We start from the raw sequence: 20,263 nt of genomic DNA, 5'->3' as shown, positions 1-20,263 counted from the left end.
GTCATTTCCCTCCCTGCGTATACACCAGGATATCGTCTAACGTAGGCCTTTCCGCAGCAACACCGGCACCCGTCAGCTCTTCGCTATAATGCTCGATCGGAAGCAGTCCTTCGAACCCGAGCGCCGTTTGCAACATCCCCGCAAATGGAAGCTTCATACGCTCAAGCAGGCCGACCGGTCCTTTGACAAGCATATAAGTATCCAGCAGCTGCTCCTTGCTGCCGGTAAACCTTATTTTCCCGTTTCGGACATAAACGATGTAATCGGCGATACGCTCCAAGTCGGCGCTTATATGCGTGGAAAACAACACCGACCGTTCGCCGTCCCGAATATACTCGCTTATTATCGAAAGCACCTCTCTGCGAAAAACGGGATCCAGCCCCGACGTCGGCTCATCCATAATCAGAAGCTCCGGTTCATGGGCCAGCGCAGCGGCGAGCGCGAACTTCGTTTTTGTTCCTTTGGACAAATCGCCGACCTTCCGCTTTTCCGGTACGCCGAACTGCTTCAAATAGGAATGGAACACCGAATCGTTCCAGGACGGATAAAAGGATGCGATGATTTTCCTCATTTCGTTAATCGTCAAATGATCATAGAAATAATCCTCATCGTACACGAAGCCGATCCTGCGTTTGATTTCCCGCTCCTTAAACGCGTAGGAATCGCCGAACACAAGCACCTCGCCCGCATCCGGACGAACCAAATTCATCATGGAGCGGATGAGGGTCGTTTTACCCGAGCCGTTCGGGCCTATCAAGCCGGTAATATAACCTTGTTCGACTTGGAAGCTTACATCCTCCAGCCGGAAATCTCCGTTGCGTTTGGAAAATCCGCGAAATTCAATAATGGGCATCATTCATTCTCCTCGCCAAAGAAAATGTCAAATAGCTGCTTCACTTCCGCGCGTTTCAAACCGAGCGCTCTGCTTTGCGCCGCAATCGACTTGATTTGCTCCTCCAGCTCCCGGTATTTGATCTCGCGCAGCGAGTGCGCATTGGTGCCTGATACGAAGGTGCCTTTGCCCGATACCGATACGACGAGACCTTCCTGCTCCAAATCGTCATAGGCTCGCTTCGTTGTGATCACGCTTATTTTAAGCGTTTGAGCAAGCGTGCGGATCGAAGGCAGATGCTCGCCTTCCTGCAGCCGTCCCGTCAATATCTGATTTTTGATTTGCTCCTTGATTTGCGAATAAATCGGTTCCCCGGACGTTAGGGATACGGATAGATTCATGATAACACCCCATCAAATCGTATATCGTATATATCGTATATATACAGTATATACCGAAGAAACGTTTTTGCAAATAAGTTTGACTTCATTTTTGCCAACAAAAAAAGGCCCGCATTCGCGCAGGCCCCATACTTTACTATGGCTCGGTTATTAGGTCTTTACTGGCCAGCAAATAGTAATTTTGCTGATCATGCCCTGTGATGATTACCCGATCCTCATCATCATACTCCATATCCAATATATCGTTTGGATTCATCGTTTTCACTTCAAATGTTCGCGTATGAATGACATGATATAACATCCGGATCCCACCCTTCGCTTCAAGAATAACAAAGAAACGAACGGATGAGCACAAGTAATATTTAGTAATCTATGCGTTCTCTACCTATTAACCAGATGTTATGCCGGGCGATTTCCTCCTCATCCAGACTATTTCTATTATAATAGCATGACATTCGAATATAGCCTCCGGATCCGCTGCAATAAACGGAATGGGAGGCTATATTCGATTTACTCGCGAGGGGTTCTCCGATTTATAAGGGGAATGGTTTATCCGTACGCTATATGACAGGGAACGACATGAAAATCTCTTCACAACAACTTCATTTATTTCATTAATAGTTAACTTCATTAATTATAGAACCAAACCTTTCAGCTTACTCCTTGCCCATAACCGCCAGCTTGTTGACTGTCTCCCAATTGCGAGTCGTAGCGATAACGCCCAGCTTTTTCTCGACAAAGTTGTTGGAAATAAGCGATTTGCCGTAGCCCTGCCGGCTCAACAAGTAAACCTCGCGTCCGATGATCTGGAAATCGTCCGCTTCGCTCCGATATGACATCAGCTTTTCCATTGCCTCAGCTGCCGGCTCCTTGGACAAGAAGGAGACATATAATTTCTCGCCATCCTTAAGCATGTCGACAAGGAACGGATTCCGGGCGATTATCGCGTCCAGGTCGCCTACGGACCTGATGACGACGGAAACATCGAAGCCATAAACCTCCTTCAGCTTGCGCTCGATCCGAACGCACAACTCGTCCGTATTGCGATCGTCCGATTCGAACAGCACATTGCCGCTTTGAATATACGTGCGTACCCGGCCGAACGGCATCGTTTCGAAAACTTCTTTTAGATGGGCCATTTTGATCAGCTTTTGCCCGCTTACATTTATGCCGCGCAGCAGCGCGATGTATGTATTCATATCGAGTACCCGCTTTCTAAAAGTATGACCGCAAACAGTATACCATAATGCAGGGCTTTCACTTCAACCTCTACCAATGATCCGTTAGTTTTGGAAAAAGCTTTTTAAGCAGAATAACGGGCGTGGCTTCCTTTAGAACTCGCCTCACCTAAAGAGACGTTATGTTCCGAAACGATTTAGCGCTCAACTCGTTGACAAGCTTCCCGGCATGTAGAAGCGACAGGGTGTTTGTATAGTTTGCCATGGCAATCACAACTTTCTTCTATACTTTGATCCCCCCCCGTTACTTGTATACAAAAAAAGCCGTCCCCAGTCGATTTCATCGCGACCGGATAACAGCTTTTCAACCATTAGCGATAACAGCCTTAGCCCAAACGCCTCCATGCTGCCAACCGGATACAACCTTCCGAATCCGGTTCGATTCTACCCGGACCGGTTTTCCTCCGCATACACATGCCGCAGCGTATCCTCCTGAGCCGGATAAGCCGCCTGATCGGCGTAAGCCGTCGCTTCGTCGATTTCCCGCATGACCATTGCGGTCAACGCCTCGTCCTCCTCATCCGTCAAAATACCGCAATCGAGCAAGTAACGCCGGTACTGCAGCACCCCGTCCTTTAGCTTGTGGTAATCCACCTCTTCCTTTGTCCGATACAGCATGTCGTCGTCCGCCGTCGAGTGCGGCGACAACCGGTACAGCATCGTTTCGATCAAGGTCGGCCCGTCGCCGCGCAGCGCGCGCGCAGCCGCATCCTTCACCGTACGGTACACCTCGAACACGTCGTTGCCGTCGACGCGCACGCCGGGAAAGCCGTAACCCGCCGCGCGCCCGGCTACACTGCCTGCAACCTGCTTGTGCGCCGGTATGGAAATCGCATACTGGTTGTTTTCGCACATGAAAATAACCGGCAGCTTATGGATCGCCGCAAAATTGAAGCTTTCATGCACATCGCCCTGGTTGCTCGCGCCTTCCCCGAACGTCACGAAGGCGACGCGGTCATCGCCTTTTCTTTTCATCGAGAAAGCGACGCCCGCAGCATGCGCCACTTGGGTCGACACCGGACTCGAGCCGCTAACGATATTCAATCGTTTGCAGCCGAAATGTCCCGGCATTTGCCTGCCGCCGCTATTCGGATCCTCCGCTTTCGCGAATACGGACAGCATCAGCTCTCTCGACGTCATGCCGATTGCCAGAACGAAGGCATAATCGCGGTAATAGGGCAGAAACCAGTCATGCCGCTTTCGCAGCGCATAAGCCGCCGCCACCTGCGCCGTTTCTTGGCCGATGCCGGAAACATGGAAGGCGATTTTCCCGGCACGCTGCAGCGTCAGCGTCCGCTCGTCAAACTTTCGGGCCAGCAGCATGTACGTATACATGCCGATCGCTTGTTCATCCGATAATCCGTACTGCCGATGCCTCTTGAAACGATGCGGCTGCATGGCGCTCCCCCCTACATATTTCTCCGATACCGGCCCCCGACCTCGTAAAGCGCATGCGTAATTTGACCGAGGCTAGCCGCCTTGACCGTATTCATCAGCTCGGCGAAAATATTGCCGCCCTCCAGCGCCACCCTCTGCAGCTCGGATAACGCCGCCTGCACCGTCCCCTTGTTTCTTTCGTGAAAAGCTTGCAAATTGCCGATTTGCTGCTGTTTTTCCTGCAAGGAAGCGCGGGCGATCGGAATGCTCGTTTCCGTTTCCGCGTGACGATCCGCCCGCAAAAACGTGTTGACGCCGATGATCGGCAGCTCGCCGTTATGCTTTTTCGTTTCGTAAACTAGCGACTCGTCTTGAATTTTACCTCGCTGATACTGCGTTTCCATTGCGCCGAGCACGCCTCCCCTATCGCTGATCCGCTCCAGCTCGAGCAGGACGGCCTCCTCGACAAGCGCGGTCAGCTCCTCGACGATAAACGAGCCCTGCAGCATATTTTCGTTTTTGACAAGACCAAGCTCTTTGCCGATAATCAGCTGAATCGCCACCGCTCTGCGGACCGACTCCTCCGTCGGCGTCGTAATCGCTTCGTCATACGAATTCGTGTGAAGCGAATTGCAATTGTCCAAAATCGCCATAAGCGCCTGCAGTGTCGTGCGAATATCGTTAAAATCGATTTCTTGCGCGTGCAATGAACGGCCCGACGTCTGGATATGATATTTCAGCTTCTGGCTGCGCTCGTTCGCTTTATATTTCTCCTTCATCACAACCGCCCAAATCCGCCTGGCCACCCTGCCGATAACGGTATATTCGGGGTCCAGCCCGTTGCTGAAGAAAAACGACAAATTCGGCGCAAAATCGTCGATCCGCATCCCCCTGGACAAAAAATATTCCACATACGTAAAACCGTTAGCCAGCGTAAAAGCGAGCTGGGAAATCGGATTGGCGCCCGCCTCCGCGATATGGTATCCGGAAATCGAAATCGAATAATAATGGCTCACCTCATGCTCGATAAAATATTGCTGCACGTCTCCCATCATCCGAAGCGCAAATTCGGTGGAAAAAATGCACGTATTTTGCCCCTGGTCCTCCTTTAAAATATCCGCTTGAACGGTCCCGCGCACCTGCTTCAGCGTTTCCTTGCGAATGGCATCCGCCTCATCCTCCGCCGGCTCCCGCCCGTTCGCCTCCCGGAAGCGCTCGAGCCGGTACGAAATCGCCGTATTCATAAACATGGCGAGAAGAATCGGCGCGGGTCCGTTAATCGTCATGGATACCGATGTCGCCGGATGGCACAGGTCAAAGCCTGCGTACAGCTTGTTCATATCGTCCAGCGTGCAGACGCTGACGCCGCTCTCTCCGATTTTTCCGAAAATATCCGGCCGCACGTCGGGATTCTCGCCGTAAAGCGTTACGGAATCGAATGCGGTGCTCAGCCGTTTGGCCTCATCGTTTTGCGATAAGTAATGAAAGCGGCGGTTCGTTCTTTCCGGCGTTCCCTCGCCGGCAAATTGGCGTTTCGGATCCTCCGCGGTCCGTTTGAACGGAAACACGCCGGCGGTGTACGGGAACCGGCCGGGAACATTTTCGCGGTAAAACCAACCGACGAGATCACCCCAATCCCGAAAGGCCGGCAAACTCACCTTCGGCACGCGCAAGCCGGACATGGTGACGGTCGCAAACGCAGCGTTTTCTCCTTTCACGGAAACAGCCGAAGCCTCCAAACCCGCATACGACCGAACCAGCTCCGGCCACTGTTCGAGCATACGGCGCGTTTCGGAATGAAGCCGCTCTTCGTGCTTGCGTTTAAGCCGTTCCAGCGCTTGAATCGGCTCCGGCTGCAGCGGCTCTTCCTGCCGCAGCGCTTCGATCGCCCCTTCGATCCGGTAGCACGCTCTGGCGCATGCCGCCTCGCGTTCGACAAAGGCCCGGTAATCGCGTAAAGCGCGCACGATTTCGCTCAAATACCGAGTCCGCTCGCCCGGAATGACCGTATGGCGCTGCCCCGCAGCTGCTGCAGCTGACGCCGGGGACAGCTCCGGCAGTTTAAGGTTGAACGCACACTTCCGGTTCAGCACACCGATAAGCGCGGCAAAAAGCGAATTGACGCCGTCATCATGAAATCGGCTGGCGATCGTCCCGAACACGGGCATCGTCTCGTAAGGCTGTTCGAACAAGCCGCGGCTCCGCTGCATCTGCTTCTGGACGCTGCGAAGCGCGTCCGCCGATCCTTTACGCTCGAATTTATTGATAACGATCAGATCGGCTTCGTCGATCATCTCGATTTTTTCCAGCTGAGTGGAAGCTCCAAACTCGCCGGTCATCACATAAACGGAAACGTCGGCGACTTCCGCTATGCTTCTGTCGCCTTGCCCGATTCCGCTCGTTTCGACAATAACGAGGTCGAAGCCCGCCGCCTTCAGCACGGCTATCGATTGGCCGATTGCGTCAGGCAGCTCCTTCCCGGATGCCCGCGTCGCCATGCTGCGCATATAAACGCGTTCGGAAAAAACGGCATTCATCCGGATACGGTCGCCGAGCAGCGCGCCGCCCGTCCGCTGCTTCGTCGGATCCGCCGACAAAACCGCGATCGTCACAGCCGGGTCGTGTCTCAGCAGCCGGCGGACAAGCTCGTCGGTCACCGAGCTTTTGCCCGCGCCGCCCGTACCTGTGATGCCGACGACGGGAGCGTTACCGGAGCGCTGCTTCAAGCCATCCAGCGCTTTCAGCACCTCCATGGGGACCGGCTCGCCGGCGGCGGTTTTTTCCGCAGCGGTGATCCACTCGGCGACGCTCCGGTGATCCTTCCGGAACAACGCCTCCAAATCCGGAACAACATCTTTGGAACGCGGAGTTACGCACTGCTCGATCATCACGTCGATCATCCCTTGCAAGCCGAGCGTTCTTCCGTCCTCCGGCGAAAAGATGCGGGACACCCCGTAAGCGTGCAGCTCTTTGATTTCCGCCGGCAAAATGACGCCTCCGCCTCCGCCGTAAATCCGAATATGTCCGGCGCCCTTTGCTTGAAGCAGGTCGATCATATACTTGAAATATTCCATATGACCGCCTTGATAGGAGGAAACGGCAATCCCCCGTACATCCTCCTGGATCGCCGCCTCCACGACCTCGAGAGCGGAGCGGTTATGGCCGAGGTGGACGACTTCGGCGCCGCTCGCCTGCAGCATTCTGCGCATGATGTTGATAGAGGCATCATGACCGTCGAATAAAGCGGAAGCGGTAACGAATCTTGCCTTATGCTTCGCGCGGCCCATGGCGGACCCCTCCTTCTTGCGGCAGCCGCTTCAAATGACGAACATATCGACAAAACGATTCACCGGCATTCGCTCCAGCTTCTCGCGGTCCCTGCATATATGCTCGATCTCCTTCGCCTGCCTGGAAGGGAACCGGGTCGACAAATTCGCCGCAAATTTCCGCTCAAGCTGCGGAATTCCCTCTCGCCGTCTGAAGCGGTGGCCCAGCGGGTATTCGACCTCCGCTCTTCGCCCGGCCGTACCGTCCTTGAAAAAGCACTGAACCGCGTTGGCGATCGAGCGTTTGGCCGGATCCATATAATCGCGGGTATACCGCGTGTCCTCGACAACCTCCATCTTCTCCCTCAGCGCATCGATGCGCGGATCGCCGGCAGCTTCGTCCTCGTAATGATCGGCCGTCAGCGAACCGAATACGAGCGAAGCCGCCACCATATATTGCAGGCAGTGATCGCGGTCGGCTGGGTTGTGCAGCGGACCCGTTTTGTCGATAATGCGGATCGCGGATTCATGTGTGGTGAGCACGATCCTGTCGATCTCGTCCAGCTTGTCTTTTACCTCCGGATGAAGCGTCAACGCGCATTCTACAGCCGTTTGGGCGTGAAATTCGGCGGGGAACGATAGCTTGAACAAAATATGTTCCATCACGTATGTTTCGAAGCGTTTAGCCAGCTTCACCGGCTTGCCGTTGAACAACACGTCGCTAAAGCCCCATGTTTGGGCTGACAAGGCCGCAGGATATCCGATCTCCCCCTTCAAGGTCATCAATGCGAGCCGTACCGCCCGGCTTGTCGCATCCCCGGCGGCCCATGACTTGCGAGGTCCCGTGTTCGGCAGATGCCGGTAGGTCCGCAGCGGATGTCCGTCGATCCACGCTTGCGAAACAGCGTTGACGATTTCCTTCTTCGTCCCGCCTAGCATATGGGTGACGACCGCTGTTGAAGCCACCTTCACAAGGATCACATGGTCCAGTCCGACCCTGTTGAAGCTGTTTTCCAGCGCGAGCACACCCTGAATTTCATGCGCCTTGATCATGGCTGTCAGCACATCCCGTACGGTCAAGGACGGCCGTGCTTCCGCCGAATCAATCCTGCAGATGTAATCCGCAGCTGCCAGTATGCCGCCCAAATTGTCGGACGGGTGGCCCCATTCAGCGGCCAGCCACGTGTCGTTGTAGTCCAGCCAGCGAATCATGCAGCCGATGTTGAAGGCGGCGGTTACCGGGTCCAGCACAAACTGCGTGCCCGGGACCCGGGAGCCGCCCGGAACGACGGTGCCGGGCACGACCGGCCCGAGAAGCTTTGCGCATTCGGGATAACGAAGCGCTAGCAAGCCGCAGCCAAGCGTATCCATCAGGCAAAGGCGCGCCGTCTCGTAGGCCTCTGAGCTTTCGACCGTATAATCGGCGACGTAATCGGCAATTTCCGTAAGCAGCGCGTCGGGCTCCGGTCTCGCGTTGCTGCTGCGTTCTGACATCGCGCACCTCCGTTCTTCGTTCAAGGACGCTCGGCAAGAGGCAGCCAAGCCAGCGGTTCAGGACCCGCGTAGTCCGCGCTCGGCCGGATCAGCCGGTTATTCGCGCGCTGCTCGATGATGTGCGCCGCCCAACCGCTGATTCGCGAAAAGACGAACAGCGGCGTGAACATCCGGGTCGGTATTTCCATCAAGCGATACACGGATGCGCTGTAAAAATCGAGATTCGGAAACAGCTTTTTCTCCCTCCGCATCACCTCTTCGATCCGTTCGGAGACTGCGTACATCCGGTTATTACCCGCTTTCTCGGAAAGCTTCTTCGACCAGTGCTTGATGATGTCGGATCTCGGATCCGATACCGTATAGACGCGATGGCCGAAGCCCATGATGAGCTGCCTTTGCTCCAGCAAACGCATGATGCCTTCTTCCGCCTCGTCAGGGTTTTGGAACCGCTCGATCAGCTCCATCGCCGCTTCGTTCGCCCCGCCGTGCAGCGGTCCCCGCAGGGTGCCGATTCCCGTCGTGACTGCGGAATACATATCCGACCGGGTCGATGCGGTCACCCGCGCCGCGAAGGTCGATGCGTTGAATTCATGCTCCGCGTACAGGGTCAGCGAAACGTCGAGCGCTTTGACATGCTCCTCCTCCGGCTCGCAGCCATGCAGGAGCCGGAGGAAATAAGCCGCGATACGCTCATCCGCTATTACCGCATTCGTTCTGTTTACATTCGCATGATGATTGTGCCAATAAAGCAGCATCGTCGGGAAACACGCCAGCAGTCTGTCCGCGATGTCGGTTTCGCTCCAACCGTCCTCCTCCGGCTCGAACGCCGCAAGGGCGGAGCAGCCGGTCCTCAGCACATCCATCGGATGAGCGGTGCCGGGAAGCAGCTCCAGTACTTTCCTCAGCTTATCCGGAAGCCTTCTCAGCTCAGCGAGCTTGTTCCGGTATTGCCGAAGCTCCGCTTGCCCGGGCAGCTTTCCGTAAATGAGCAAATACGCCGTTTCCTCGAACGAAGCCGAAGCGGCCAAATCCGCGATGGAATAACCCCGGTAGTGAAGATTTTTGCCCGATTTGCCGACTGTGCATATCGCCGTTTGTCCGGCTATGACGTCCGCCAGCCCTCCCGTTTTATTCGCCGTCATTTTCGTCCCCCCTAGCCATTCCGAACAGCTGGTCAAGCTTCCGCTCGTAGTCGTAATAACGAAGAACATCGTAAAGCTCGGAACGGGTCTGCATGCTGTCGATCGCATTCCGCTGCGTGCCTTCCGTGCGAATGATGCGGTAAACCTGTAATGCAGCCGCGCTCATCGCGCGAAACGCCGATAACGGATATAACGCAAGCCCGACTCCCGACTCCTCCAGCTCCTTTACCGTGAACAGCGGCGTTTGCCCGAATTCGGTCATATTCGCGAGAATCGGCACCTGGACAGCGTCCGCAAATTTGCGGTACTGGTCGAGCGAAACGACCGCTTCCGGAAAAATCATATCCGCCCCGGCTTCGACGCATGCGCAAGCCCTCTCGATCGCCCCTTCCAAGCCCTCTACGGCAAGGGCGTCCGTGCGAGCCATGATGACGAATGCCGGATCCTCGCGCGCATCCGCCGCAGCTTTGATCCGGTCGGTCATTTCGGCAAGACTAACGATCGCCTTGTTCGGCCGATGTCCGCATCTTTTGGCGGCGACCTGGTCCTCGATATGAATGGCCGCCACTCCCGCCCGCGACATTTGCTTAACCGTACGCGCGATTTGAAAAGCGCCTCCGAAGCCTGTATCGGCGTCCACGAGCAGCGGAAGACCGGTTACGCTTGTTATGCGCCGAACGTCCTCCAGCACATCGTTCAACGTCGTGATGCCGAGATCGGGCATGCCGAAGGACGCATTGGCGACGCCCGCTCCGGACACGTACAGGGCGCGAAAGCCGGCCTGTTCCGCAAGCATCGCCGCAAAGGCATTAATCGCCCCTGCGACCTGCAGCGGTTTTTCCGCTGCCGCCGCCTCGCGAAGCCGTATACCGGGAGATGTGCTCATTCGATTCGTTCACCGCCTTCTTCATTTATTCAAAAGCTGATTTCCGATCACGATCCGGTGTATCTCATTCGTGCCCTCATAAATTTGCGTCACTTTGGCGTCGCGGAAGTACCTTTCTGCCGCAAGCTCTTTTGAGCAGCCGGCCGGTCCAAGCAGCCGCACCGCTTCGCCGGCGATCTTTACGGCGGCATCCGAGGCGAACATTTTGGCCATCGACGCCTCCGCCGTACAAGGCTCGCCTTCCTGGCGCATGCTGGCGGCACGATACACAAGCAAACGCGCCGCCTCCGCCTCCGCCGTCATTTCGGCCAGCTGAGCGTGAAGCGCAGTCGGCCGCACGGCCGTGCGATGTGGCCGCAAATGACGCTTGGCGGTTTGAAGCGCCGCTTCCGCAATACCTAGCGCCTGCGCTCCTATGCCGATTCGCCCGCCGTCCAGCGATCCTTTGGCAATGTCGAAGCCTTGGCCTTCATCGCCCAGCCTCTGGTTTTCCGGAATGAACATATTGTCGAACAGAAGCTCGCACGTATTCGAGCCGTGCAGCCCCATCTTTTTTTCCTTTTTCCCGATGCGAAATCCGGGCGTCTTATTCTCGACGATAAACGCCGTAATGCCCTTCGCCCCTTTGGCTGGATCCGTGAGGGCAAAAACGACATAAACGTTTGCCGCTCCTGCATTCGTGATGAACATCTTCGATCCGTTCAACCGGTAGCCGTCTCCATTCCTTACAGCCGATGTCCGGATCGAACCGGCATCCGAGCCGGCCTGGGGCTCCGTTAGTGCAAACGCGCCCAGCCACTCCCCCGAGGCGAGCCTCGTTGCGTATTTGCTTCTCTGCGCATCCGAGCCGTACTGCAAAATCGGCAGCGTTGCAACGGACGTATGGACCGATACGATCACGCCGACCGCAGCGCTAACTCTCGATATTTCGTTTATGGCGGCGATATACGAAATGAAGTCTTCGCCGGAGCCGCCCCATTCCTTCGAAACGGGAATGCCCATCAAACGTTTCCCGGCCATTTTGCTCACCAGCGCCTCCGGAAACTCGTCGTATGCTTCCATTCGTTCGACGGCTGGGCCGATTTCATTGACCGCAAACCGCTTAACCGCCTTCTGCACCGCCGCTTGCCGATCGTTCAAACGGAGCTCCATCATCCGCGCCCCCTTTCCCGAGGCTAGCCAAACATCCGGATACCGCTGCATCATCAAAAGGGCAGATTTGGATAGCTTACCCGCTTTGCTGTTCGTACGAGTAAAAGCCTCTGCCCGTTTTGCGACCGAGCCAGCCCGCCGCGACGTATTTCCGCAGGAGCGGACAAGGCCTGTATTTCGAATCGCCGAAGCCTTGGGCAAGTGTCTCCATAATGGCAAGACATGTATCCAGCCCGATAAAATCCGCAAGCTCGAGCGGCCCCATCGGATGGTTCATGCCCAGCTTCATGACGCGATCGATCGCATCCGGCTCCGCAACGCCTTCATAAACGGCAAATATCGCTTCGTTGATCATCAGCATGAGAATGCGATTGCTCGCAAAGCCGGGAAAATCTTGCACCTCGACTGCCGATTTCCCAAGCTCCTTCGCAAAGGCCATAACTCTCGCGCAAACTTCGTCCGATGTCGCCAAACCGCGGATCACTTCGACAAGCGGCATGACGGGCACCGGATTCATAAAATGCATGCCGATCACGCTCTCCGGCCGCTTCGTCGCCGCCGCGATATCGGTAATCGGCAATGACGACGTATTCGTCGCCAGAATGGCATGCGGCGGACATAAGCGATCCAGCTCTTTGAAAATCGCCCGCTTGATATCCGGCCGCTCCGGCGCCGCTTCAATGACAAAATCGGCACCGGCCGCAGCCGACATATCGGTTGAAGGAGAAATCAGCGATAAACAGGCCGATTTTTGCTCCTCCGTCAATCGCCCTTTCTTCACGAAGCGGGATAACGAATGGCCGATCGACGCCATTCCGCGGTCTGTCGCCGCCCGGTCGATATCGTAAAGCGTTACGGCGAATCCGCGGGCCGCTGCCGTTTGGGCAATGCCGCTGCCCATTTGGCCGGCGCCGACGACCACCATGCTGCGGATATTCATACCATCACCCCGGTTTTATACGCTGTTTTCCGGTTGACTGCCGGCACTTATCGGCCTACTGCGGGGAATCGCAGTTTTCGATTTCCAATACGCACCCGATAATTGCCGGGCAAACTCGAGATCTGCAAGCACAGGCGCGGAGCCGCAAGTACTCATCGACCACGCTCGGCAAAGCAGGATTGTCGCCGCCGCTCATCCGGTTTTACCCGTCCACCTGCAGCAATACCGCATCGCCCTGCGCACCCCCGCTGCAAATCGCCGCTATGCCAAGTCCTCCGCCCCGGCGCTTCAGCTCGGCGATCAAAGTCAGCACGATTCTCGCTCCGCTTGCTCCGATCGGATGTCCGAGGGCGACAGCGCCGCCGTTTACATTCACTTTTCGTTCATCCCAGCTGAGCATTTTGCCGCAAATTAGCGGCACAGCCGCAAAAGCTTCATTCACCTCAAACAAGTCGATATCATCAAGCTTAAATCCGGTCTTATTCAAAAGCTTGCGGATGGCAAGCGCAGGCGTTACCGCTATGCCTGAAGCTTCCGTACCGACCGCCGCATGGCCTATAATGCGGGCAAGCGGGGCATATCCGCCGCGTTCGGCAAATGCACGCGAAGCGGCAAGCAAAGCCGCAGCACCGTCGCTTGTGCCAGGAGCATTTCCTGCCGTAATCGTCCCTTCGCTGTCATAGACAGGCCGCAGCCGGGCAAGCTTGGCTGCATCCGTATCGGCGCGCGGACCTTCATCCGTATCGATGACGACCGCTCCATCCTTGCCCGGAGCCGTTACCGGAACGATTTCTTCCGCAAGCTTACCTTGCCGGATCGCTTCCATCGCACGGTTATGGCTGCGCAGAGCCCATTCGTCCTGCTCTTCCCTGCTGACGCCGTATTCCCGCGCGGAACGGCCTGCATGCACGATCATATGCACATTGGCAAAAGCGCACTGCAAGCCGTCGTGAATCATCAGATCGGTCAGCACCGCTTCGCCGAAGCGCAATCCCCATCTTGCGGCAGGAATGGCGTAAGGGACGCCGCTCATGCTTTCCATCCCGCCGGTCATTACCGCTTCCGCATCGCCGGAGCGAATCATTTGATCCGCAGTCGTAAGTGCCCGCATGCCGGAGGCGCATACTTTGTTGATCGTATCCGCAGGTATGCCCCAATCGATTCCGGCGACTCTTGCGGCTTGTCGCGTTGGATTTTGTCCGGCCCCTGCCTGCAGCACCATGCCCATCAAGACCCCGTCCAGCTTATCGGCCGGCATTCCGGCTCCGTTCAATGCTCCTTTAATTGCGGCAGCCCCGAGCTCGCAGGCTTTCACTTGCTTAAAGCCGCTTCCGAATTTGCCGAAGGCCGTTCTGGCTCCGCCGATTATGACCGTTTCGCCCACTCGGACACCCCCTTAGTTATCCGCCAGCAATTGCTCGATCGTCTCCCCGCGCATCCGTTCTTCCCCTGCATTCGCCTGCAAGCATTTGGCATCCCGCAAAAAACGTTCCACCCGATACTCGCGCATATACCCGTATCCGCCGAACACTTGAACCGCTTCGATCGCTGAAGCGACTGCCGCTTGAACGGAAAAAGCGCCGGCAGCGGCAGCCTCCTTGCCGCAGGACAACCCCTCGTCCAGCCGCCATGCGGCTTGATACGTCAGCAGACGCGAGGCGTCAAGCTTCGCGGCCATGTCGGCCAGCTTAAACGAAATGCCTTGCCTTCTGCCGATCCGTTCCCCGAATTGCTTCCTTTCCTTGGCGTAAGCGACCGCCGCTTCAAGCGCTCCCTGCATAATGCCTACAGCTTGCGCAGCATCGCTTATATGCCGGAAATCGTGCGACGACAATACGATTTCCCTGCTCAGCTCCGATTCGCCGATGATATGTTCTCTTGATAGCCGTTTGTTTTGAAACGTGATTTCGCCCGTCGGCCAGGCGCGCAGTCCAAGCTTTCGTTTCTTCGCTCCGGCGGTTATACCCCGCGTTTCTTTCCACGTCACGAAAGTCAAATCACGTGCCGATCGTTCGCGGTTATCGCGGCAGCCTGCCGCATGAAAAACAAACAAATCCGCCTCTTCCGCGCCGTTTACGTACGGAAACGTTCCGTTCAGCAAAAAATCGCCGTCATCCTCACAAAAGCTCACTTCTAACCCTGATGGGGCCTTCTTGATCGCTTCCTCTGCAGCTCCCTCTACAACTCCCTGCGCACGAACTGGCGCTTTATGACGCCGGTCGGCCGAACTCTTGCGGGCGATGTCATGCGGAAAGCCACATGACCCGAGCAGATTGCCGCTCGCTAACGGATGAAGGCAATCCCGCTTCAACGTTTCGCCGCCATATCGGCCGATGAGCCACCCGGCATGCGTATGTGCGCCGAGCGCTGCTCCGGTCGAAGCGCAAACCCGGGAAAGCTCCTCCACGACGACGGCAAAAGCCAGAACATCGCTCCCCGCTCCGCCATACCGCTCCGGCCACGGGATACCCGTTAAGCCCAAAGCGGCCATTTGCGTCCAAAGCCCGCGGTCGAACCGCTCCTCCTCATCACGCCTCCCGGCGGAGGGCGCCACTTCCTTCTCGGCAAACTCGCGTATGACCGAACGTGTCATCTCGTGCTCTTCCGATAATCGAAACCGCATTCCTCCTCCCTCCTTCAAAGGCGTTCAGCTTACGCTGAACGAAGCTTGCTTCTCCTTATATAGAAGTGGACAAAGTTCGACGGTATTTGCGCGTATCGTAGTATATGAGCGCAACGAAGGCTGCATGATAGCATTGTTGGAAGACGAGCAGGCGGTACGTCTAAGGCTAACGTTTTTTTGACCACTCCCTGTCACTGTGAGCCGATTCCATTTCTGCCGAACACAAGGATAAACGGTTTCGCCTTCCTTAAGGACTTAAGGGCTGGCGCGTTTACCGCGGTTTAGAGCTGCTTCTACGATATATTTTTTGTTAAACAAAAAAAGAGCGCCGAATCGGCGCCCCTCCAAACTATCTTTTTCTTTTGAATACGGAAATGATATCCCTCGATTCGCCCTGCGACTTGCTCGTGTCGAAGCATGAAACGAGCTCCCAACCTTCGCGTCCGTAAGCGTTCAATTGATCTTCGAACTCCTTCTCATCGATTTTGCCTCCGAGAAAACCGCCCGTTTTAACCTTCAACGTTTTATATTCCCAATGCTCCATTTTGTAAACTTCCTTTCTTTAGCAGGCTCAATCTGTTGCATACAGCTTGTCCGCCAAAACGTCGTAATGATAATTTTGTACGGCTCCGCACGCCTTCACATGGTATACGAAAAAGTCGTACATTTTTTTGCCGGTTGCAAAATGGGTTTGATGGCTGCTCGAAACGATGCTTACATCCTCGCAAGCCAGCTCTCGGTAATGCGCCTTGATCAGCCGAACGCCTTCCCGCTTGTTTAATGGGTCATGCAAAGGGCCGTAATAAAAAACAATGCCGATCACGATAGACAACGCGCCGGCAATCATGATAAACCGCGTTTTGCTTGCACGCTTCCCCGCCGCTATTGCGCTTTGATAAAACGCCAGACATGCAACCGCAACGATCAGGATCATCAAAATACCGACTGAGACGATGAAGATCATAGCCGCTTCGCCCGCTTTCCCGGATATTGCCATGCATTCCCACATTAATGATTCGATTCATGATCGAATATTCCTCTTGCCCGCCGGAAAAGTCCCCACTATTCAAACAGCTGCAGCCCGCTAGTCGGCTTTATGGCGATATCGTCTCCCCTGGTCAACGTTCTATAAAAAGACATATATCGGCTGCCATATCCCTTGAATAAAAAGGAAAGGCGCCTATAATAATGACTATAGTCATTTTATGACCGAGGTCATTATTTTGAAAAGGAGCGGTGCCTCAACATGCTCAGAGCAGCCAGAAAGCAAGAATTGAAAGAGCAAATTTTCATACAAGCCTTGAAGCTGTTCGGCGAACGAGGGTTCGAAAACGTTACGGTGGAGCAAATCACGTTAGCTTGCGGTATTGCAAAAGGAACGTTCTATAATTACTTTCCGAAGAAGGAATCCGTCCTTCTACATCTGGGCAAAACTCAGCTCGAAGCGGTGAACGACAGCATTCGGCGTAACGCAGGCGTACCCGATCTGAAAGACCAATTGATGCTTCTATTCGAAAGCCTGTTTCAGCGATATGACGAACGCCCCGAAATGATTCGTTTGATGATATCGGAAATAGTCCGCTCCGGTCTGTTTTTCCTAGACGAGATGAGCCTCATTCAATTGTTCAGAAACGCCCTGGTCACGCTGCTCGAGGAAGCGAAACGAAACGGTTTGCTTCCGGAGCAAGCGGCGAGCGAAGATATTGCGGCCGTTCTGACAGGCGTTTACTTCAACGCTTTGTTGATTTGGCTCTCGGCCGATCCCGCATCCGAACGGGTCGAATCGATATTCCGGCGCCACTTTGACATCGTATGGTCGGGGATACGGCCGGAAGGAGCCGGGGACCGATGACTGTTCTTTTCGGCATTTCCGTACTGATTCTGGCCGGAATCGGCGGCCTTCATATGTACTGGGCGTTTGGCGGAAGGTGGGGGTCTCGCGTCGTTATTCCGGAAACCGTTTTGCGGCAGCCCTCCTTTATTCCAGGCCAGACGGCGACGCTCGCCGTCGCTTTTTTGCTTTTTGCCGCAGCGGCGCTGCTTTTTCTTGAAGCTGACCTCGTAAAGGCATTCACAGGCTCCTTCGTCGTCCGGTGGGGGTCTTGGGTTTGCGCCGTCGTATTCGGACTGAGAGCAATCGGCGATTTCCGGTATTTCGGTCTTTTGAAGCGGATTCGAGGGTCACGGTTCGCAGCCTTCGACAGCTATTTGTTTACGCCTTTATGCTTGTGGCTTTGCTTTATATTTCTCATGGCAATTCGAACGGAGGGTTAGGCGGAAATGGCTAACGAAACGTTTCTGATCGTCGGCGGAGGCGTCGCCGGTTTAACGGCGGCTATTGCGCTGCAACAACTGGGTTAAGCGGCGCATGCCGTCACGCCGAATCTCGGTCAAGGCGCCTGGCAGGGGATTGAAGATGCTCTTTTCCTTGCGCAAAGCGTCAATAGGGGTCCGACTTTCGAATCGGCTTTCCGGGATTTTGAACGGGTGCGGAGCGGCAGGACTTCCATGATTGCGAATCGTTCATGGACGATAAGAAACCTCTCTCAAATGGAAAGCCGGCTGCTGTGCGGCATCCGCAACGGGCTGATGCGTATGATTCCCGCTTCCGTCCAAGCGAAGCAGATGAATGCATTGTACGCTACGAATTTCCTTGAATAAACGTCCCCAAAAAATAAACAAAGCTTCCAAAACCACTGCGAAAGGCGAAAGTGGGGTTGGAAGCTTATTTGTTCACTCATCTAGTTCTTTAACAATACCGCGTGATCTCTATTTCTTCGTATCGAACAACCGGCCGGCGCGTTCCTCCAGCCCGTCCCAAAATTCGGAAACGTTCGACTTCGGAGAACCGAGTATGCTTTCGCCTTTCACGCCGGGATTGTACACGACATCATTGTTCTGATTCAAAATATCCAGGTACGCTTTGACGACTTGCGCCGTTTTCGTCTCCGGGTGCTGCCCGATGAAATTCGTGTATTGCTGTTTCACGGCAGGCAGCAGCTTCATCGTTTTCTCGTCGATGGCGTCATAACGATAGCCGTGAATGTATGCAGCCAGATAAGAATCGTACAGCGATTTGATCTCGGCCCGCTTCAGCCCGTCAGGATAATCCGCGAGATAGCCCTCCGAGCCGACGAGCCGTTCCGCCAATTCATTCCGGTCGATACGCAAGCCGCCGTCCGACGCAAATTTCCGTTTGGATTCCTCTGCGCGTATGGCGAGATAATCGCGAAGATCCGCCGACAAATAAGCCGCATACGTCCGATTTAAAGCATCATAATCAATCGATCAGAAAGGATCTCCCTCATGTTCGTCCAGCATAAACTTTGCCGCAAACTGATTGGCGAACCACTCCTTGAGCGGATCGTCATTAGGGATTTTGCTCAAGTCCGGCGGATAACCGAGTCCGCGGAATGTTTCGGCGTTGCCGGGTTTTGCAAGCATAGCGGAGAAGCTCGCGTTCAGCCCTGGCAGAAAGCTTTCTACGAACGATTCCATCGCCATAAACATCCGGTCGGCCGTCGCTTTATCGGCCTCGCTTATATTCGAATCCAAATATGCGGTCACTTCTTTCGCGTTCTTCGCCTGCGAAGCGATGACTTGAAGCTTCTGCAGCAATTCTTCGTTATTGTCGGCTGCAGGCGTCTCCGAAGCCGGCTGAGAAGCCCCCGTGGCCGCCGGCTCTTTTACGGTAAGCCCCTCTCCGTTGCCGCACCCCGCAGAAATCGCGGCTGCCAGTAGCGAAACGGCCAAAGCGATGCTAGCTTTGCTTTTATTCATAACCAATCCCCTTCTCTCCCGTTTAGAACGGTTTGATGTCTCATTGCAGCCGGTATATGGTCGTAAACGGTTTCCCCTCCAAAGCTTCGTCAAGCGATTCTCCAACCATAAGTGCACTACCATTAGGATTCCAAACGATCAAACTGTTCACGTTGTGCCGCACCGAGACGGATACGGCTTCGCCGGTGCCGACATTCATTACGTAGATGCCGTTCATTCCACGTTCCATGCCGAATGCCGTAAAAGCCAGCTTATCGCCCTGAGGCGACCACGACAGTCTGCGCAGCAGCATGCCATTGGCCGCTTCTTTCCCTTCCGGAATGCCGGCGGAATCGGCTATGATCAGCGCCTCCTCATTCGGAGCCGTTTCGGCAACATACGCCATCCGCTTACCGTTCGGGGAAAGGACGAAATCGGCAATCCCCGTTCCGATTCGCTCAACATTTTGCATATCGGGCGATATGCGAAATAATTGTTTGTCCCCCGCGAGCACATATAAGCGTTCGTCTTTCATGTCCGCCTTGACGATGTGCCTCGGTACATTCCCGCTTCCGGGACCGACCGGGTCGATTCGGCCGTCCGTACCGACCAGCGCCAGCCCGATCCCGTCCGCTTCCACGATGGTCGTCAAATAATGGTTGTCATCCGTCCAAGCCCCGTCTCCTCCGCCATAGTCCAGCGAAAGCGGAACCGAGCGCTTGCCGTCGCCGCTAACCATAACGGCTTCGCCGCGCAAAGCGCCGAATACGATCATAAACCTGCGGTCGGGCGACATTTTTGCGATTGCGCCCGCTCCGGCATCCATACGTTTAAGATCTCCGTTCTGCAAATGACGAACGCTCAGCTTATCGTCCTGCTGCGCATTTACCGTCCGACCGATCATTTCAACGTCCGATAACCAGTCCAAGCCGAGAAAACCGTCAATCCGATCGACCTGCTTAAGCGATATCGAATCCGTCCTCCCGGCCGGCGGCTCGAGTATCGTCAGCTTCTCGCCCGTTTCCCCGCTGCAAGCGGACAACAGCATGCCGAACAGTACGATTATGGCGGTTCCTGCTTTCGCGGTCAGCCTTCTGTTCCGAACGAGCTTCAGATCGGCACCTCCTTTCAAGCTCCTAAACGCAGTATAAAA

The 20,263-nt window shown here is 55.2% G+C and carries 20 protein-coding genes; 3 read left to right on the top strand and 17 right to left on the bottom strand.

The annotated features are described in order from the left end of the window. Nucleotide 1 precedes the first annotated feature (1 nt). The 14 genes from DQG23_RS01185 to DQG23_RS01120 form a co-directional block, all read right to left on the bottom strand. Complete coding sequence (locus tag DQG23_RS01185; protein ID WP_202865846.1) at nucleotides 2–853, bottom strand: ABC transporter ATP-binding protein; 852 nt, start codon at nucleotides 851–853, stop codon at nucleotides 2–4. Further along, a complete protein-coding gene (locus DQG23_RS01180) occupies nucleotides 853–1,233 on the bottom strand; it encodes a GntR family transcriptional regulator (RefSeq protein WP_113028959.1) in 381 nt (126 codons plus the stop codon). The genes DQG23_RS01185 and DQG23_RS01180 overlap by 1 nt, the downstream gene beginning before the upstream one ends. Nucleotides 1,234–1,889: 656 nt before the next feature. Further along, a complete protein-coding gene (locus tag DQG23_RS01175; RefSeq protein WP_113028958.1) occupies nucleotides 1,890–2,432 on the bottom strand; it encodes a DUF1697 domain-containing protein in 543 nt (180 codons plus the stop codon). A gap of 423 nt (nucleotides 2,433–2,855) precedes the next feature. After that, nucleotides 2,856–3,869 carry a thiamine pyrophosphate-dependent dehydrogenase E1 component subunit alpha gene (locus DQG23_RS01170; protein ID WP_113028957.1) on the bottom strand — a complete coding sequence of 338 codons (1,014 nt, stop codon included), beginning with the start codon at nucleotides 3,867–3,869 and terminating at the stop codon, nucleotides 2,856–2,858. Nucleotides 3,870–3,880: 11 nt separating this feature from the next. Then, nucleotides 3,881–7,135, bottom strand: coding sequence for a fused isobutyryl-CoA mutase/GTPase IcmF (gene icmF / locus DQG23_RS01165; RefSeq protein WP_113028956.1), 3,255 nt, complete (start codon nucleotides 7,133–7,135; stop codon nucleotides 3,881–3,883). A 30-nt stretch (nucleotides 7,136–7,165) separates the two neighbouring features. Beyond that, nucleotides 7,166–8,608, bottom strand: a complete 1,443-nt coding sequence (locus DQG23_RS01160) for a bifunctional 2-methylcitrate dehydratase/aconitate hydratase (protein WP_113028955.1) — start codon at nucleotides 8,606–8,608, stop codon at nucleotides 7,166–7,168. 20 nt (nucleotides 8,609–8,628) lie between these two features. Beyond that, entirely contained in the window at nucleotides 8,629–9,750 is a 1,122-nt protein-coding gene (prpC, locus tag DQG23_RS01155; RefSeq protein ID WP_113028954.1) for a bifunctional 2-methylcitrate synthase/citrate synthase, read from the bottom strand. Continuing rightward, nucleotides 9,737–10,636 carry a methylisocitrate lyase gene (gene prpB / locus DQG23_RS01150; protein ID WP_113028953.1) on the bottom strand — a complete coding sequence of 300 codons (900 nt, stop codon included), beginning with the start codon at nucleotides 10,634–10,636 and terminating at the stop codon, nucleotides 9,737–9,739. Before prpB ends, prpC begins: the two co-directional genes overlap by 14 nt. A gap of 21 nt (nucleotides 10,637–10,657) precedes the next feature. Continuing rightward, entirely contained in the window at nucleotides 10,658–11,788 is a 1,131-nt protein-coding gene (locus DQG23_RS01145) for an acyl-CoA dehydrogenase family protein (RefSeq protein WP_113028952.1), read from the bottom strand. Between the two features lie 76 nt (nucleotides 11,789–11,864). Beyond that, nucleotides 11,865–12,728 (bottom strand): 3-hydroxybutyryl-CoA dehydrogenase, encoded by an 864-nt coding sequence (locus DQG23_RS01140; protein WP_113028951.1) that lies wholly within the window; start codon nucleotides 12,726–12,728, stop codon nucleotides 11,865–11,867. 202 nt (nucleotides 12,729–12,930) lie between these two features. Further along, on the bottom strand, nucleotides 12,931–14,112 hold the full coding sequence (locus DQG23_RS01135) for an acetyl-CoA C-acetyltransferase (protein WP_113028950.1): 1,182 nt from the start codon (nucleotides 14,110–14,112) through the stop codon (nucleotides 12,931–12,933). A gap of 12 nt (nucleotides 14,113–14,124) precedes the next feature. Next, entirely contained in the window at nucleotides 14,125–15,351 is a 1,227-nt protein-coding gene (locus DQG23_RS01130) for an acyl-CoA dehydrogenase family protein (RefSeq protein WP_113028949.1), read from the bottom strand. Between the two features lie 349 nt (nucleotides 15,352–15,700). Further along, the gene (locus DQG23_RS01125; RefSeq protein ID WP_113028948.1) at nucleotides 15,701–15,895 is read right to left on the bottom strand and encodes a DUF4177 domain-containing protein; all 195 of its coding nucleotides are present in this window, start codon (nucleotides 15,893–15,895) and stop codon (nucleotides 15,701–15,703) included. A gap of 27 nt (nucleotides 15,896–15,922) precedes the next feature. Next, the gene (locus DQG23_RS01120) at nucleotides 15,923–16,348 is read right to left on the bottom strand and encodes a hypothetical protein (RefSeq protein ID WP_146762228.1); all 426 of its coding nucleotides are present in this window, start codon (nucleotides 16,346–16,348) and stop codon (nucleotides 15,923–15,925) included. Nucleotides 16,349–16,597: 249 nt separating this feature from the next. Between DQG23_RS01120 and DQG23_RS01115 the strand changes: the two genes are divergently transcribed. From DQG23_RS01115 to DQG23_RS42025, 3 genes are all read left to right on the top strand, one after another. Next, nucleotides 16,598–17,203 (top strand): TetR/AcrR family transcriptional regulator, encoded by a 606-nt coding sequence (locus DQG23_RS01115; protein ID WP_113028946.1) that lies wholly within the window; start codon nucleotides 16,598–16,600, stop codon nucleotides 17,201–17,203. Next, a complete protein-coding gene (locus DQG23_RS01110; protein ID WP_113028945.1) occupies nucleotides 17,200–17,625 on the top strand; it encodes a DUF3995 domain-containing protein in 426 nt (141 codons plus the stop codon). The genes DQG23_RS01115 and DQG23_RS01110 overlap by 4 nt, the downstream gene beginning before the upstream one ends. A 234-nt stretch (nucleotides 17,626–17,859) precedes the next feature. Continuing rightward, on the top strand, nucleotides 17,860–18,012 hold the full coding sequence (locus tag DQG23_RS42025) for a hypothetical protein (RefSeq protein ID WP_158560236.1): 153 nt from the start codon (nucleotides 17,860–17,862) through the stop codon (nucleotides 18,010–18,012). Between the two features lie 108 nt (nucleotides 18,013–18,120). Here the strand turns inward: DQG23_RS42025 and DQG23_RS42800 are convergent, their stop codons facing one another. From DQG23_RS42800 to DQG23_RS01100, 3 genes are read right to left on the bottom strand one after another with little or no spacing between them, the layout of a single operon-like run. After that, nucleotides 18,121–18,597, bottom strand: coding sequence for a hypothetical protein (locus DQG23_RS42800; RefSeq protein WP_238177704.1), 477 nt, complete (start codon nucleotides 18,595–18,597; stop codon nucleotides 18,121–18,123). Nucleotides 18,598–18,639: 42 nt separating this feature from the next. Then, nucleotides 18,640–19,131: a hypothetical protein gene (locus tag DQG23_RS42795; RefSeq protein WP_238177703.1), complete on the bottom strand. Its 492-nt coding sequence runs from the start codon at nucleotides 19,129–19,131 to the stop codon at nucleotides 18,640–18,642. Between the two features lie 40 nt (nucleotides 19,132–19,171). Further along, complete coding sequence (locus DQG23_RS01100; protein ID WP_146762227.1) at nucleotides 19,172–20,242, bottom strand: TolB family protein; 1,071 nt, start codon at nucleotides 20,240–20,242, stop codon at nucleotides 19,172–19,174. Nucleotides 20,243–20,263: the final 21 nt, after the last annotated feature.

Source organism: Paenibacillus contaminans, from assembly GCF_003285015.1.
Lineage (GTDB): Bacteria > Bacillota > Bacilli > Paenibacillales > NBRC-103111 > Paenibacillus_V > Paenibacillus_V contaminans.
The sequence above is the reverse complement of the archived record's forward strand: the minus strand, read 5'-3'. Positions and strand labels throughout refer to the sequence as shown.

Excerpts from the sequence above, each read along its gene's own strand:
- DQG23_RS01145 (WP_113028952.1), bottom strand. The coding sequence starts at position 11,788 with ATGGAGCTCCGTTTGAACGATCGGCAAGCGGCGGTGCAGAAGGCGGTT.
- DQG23_RS01180 (WP_113028959.1), bottom strand. The coding sequence starts at position 1,233 with ATGAATCTATCCGTATCCCTAACGTCCGGGGAACCGATTTATTCGCAA.
- DQG23_RS42025 (WP_158560236.1), top strand. The coding sequence starts at position 17,860 with ATGATTGCGAATCGTTCATGGACGATAAGAAACCTCTCTCAAATGGAA.
- DQG23_RS01140 (WP_113028951.1), bottom strand. The coding sequence starts at position 12,728 with ATGAATATCCGCAGCATGGTGGTCGTCGGCGCCGGCCAAATGGGCAGC.
- DQG23_RS01110 (WP_113028945.1), top strand. The coding sequence starts at position 17,200 with ATGACTGTTCTTTTCGGCATTTCCGTACTGATTCTGGCCGGAATCGGC.
- DQG23_RS01130 (WP_113028949.1), bottom strand. The coding sequence starts at position 15,351 with ATGCGGTTTCGATTATCGGAAGAGCACGAGATGACACGTTCGGTCATA.
- DQG23_RS01120 (WP_146762228.1), bottom strand. The coding sequence starts at position 16,348 with ATGGCAATATCCGGGAAAGCGGGCGAAGCGGCTATGATCTTCATCGTC.
- prpB (WP_113028953.1), bottom strand. The coding sequence starts at position 10,636 with ATGAGCACATCTCCCGGTATACGGCTTCGCGAGGCGGCGGCAGCGGAA.
- DQG23_RS01125 (WP_113028948.1), bottom strand. The coding sequence starts at position 15,895 with ATGGAGCATTGGGAATATAAAACGTTGAAGGTTAAAACGGGCGGTTTT.
- DQG23_RS01185 (WP_202865846.1), bottom strand. The coding sequence starts at position 853 with ATGCCCATTATTGAATTTCGCGGATTTTCCAAACGCAACGGAGATTTC.
- prpC (WP_113028954.1), bottom strand. The coding sequence starts at position 9,750 with ATGACGGCGAATAAAACGGGAGGGCTGGCGGACGTCATAGCCGGACAA.
- DQG23_RS01175 (WP_113028958.1), bottom strand. The coding sequence starts at position 2,432 with ATGAATACATACATCGCGCTGCTGCGCGGCATAAATGTAAGCGGGCAA.
- DQG23_RS01115 (WP_113028946.1), top strand. The coding sequence starts at position 16,598 with ATGCTCAGAGCAGCCAGAAAGCAAGAATTGAAAGAGCAAATTTTCATA.
- DQG23_RS01160 (WP_113028955.1), bottom strand. The coding sequence starts at position 8,608 with ATGTCAGAACGCAGCAGCAACGCGAGACCGGAGCCCGACGCGCTGCTT.
- DQG23_RS01170 (WP_113028957.1), bottom strand. The coding sequence starts at position 3,869 with ATGCAGCCGCATCGTTTCAAGAGGCATCGGCAGTACGGATTATCGGAT.
- DQG23_RS42795 (WP_238177703.1), bottom strand. The coding sequence starts at position 19,131 with ATGAATAAAAGCAAAGCTAGCATCGCTTTGGCCGTTTCGCTACTGGCA.
- icmF (WP_113028956.1), bottom strand. The coding sequence starts at position 7,135 with ATGGGCCGCGCGAAGCATAAGGCAAGATTCGTTACCGCTTCCGCTTTA.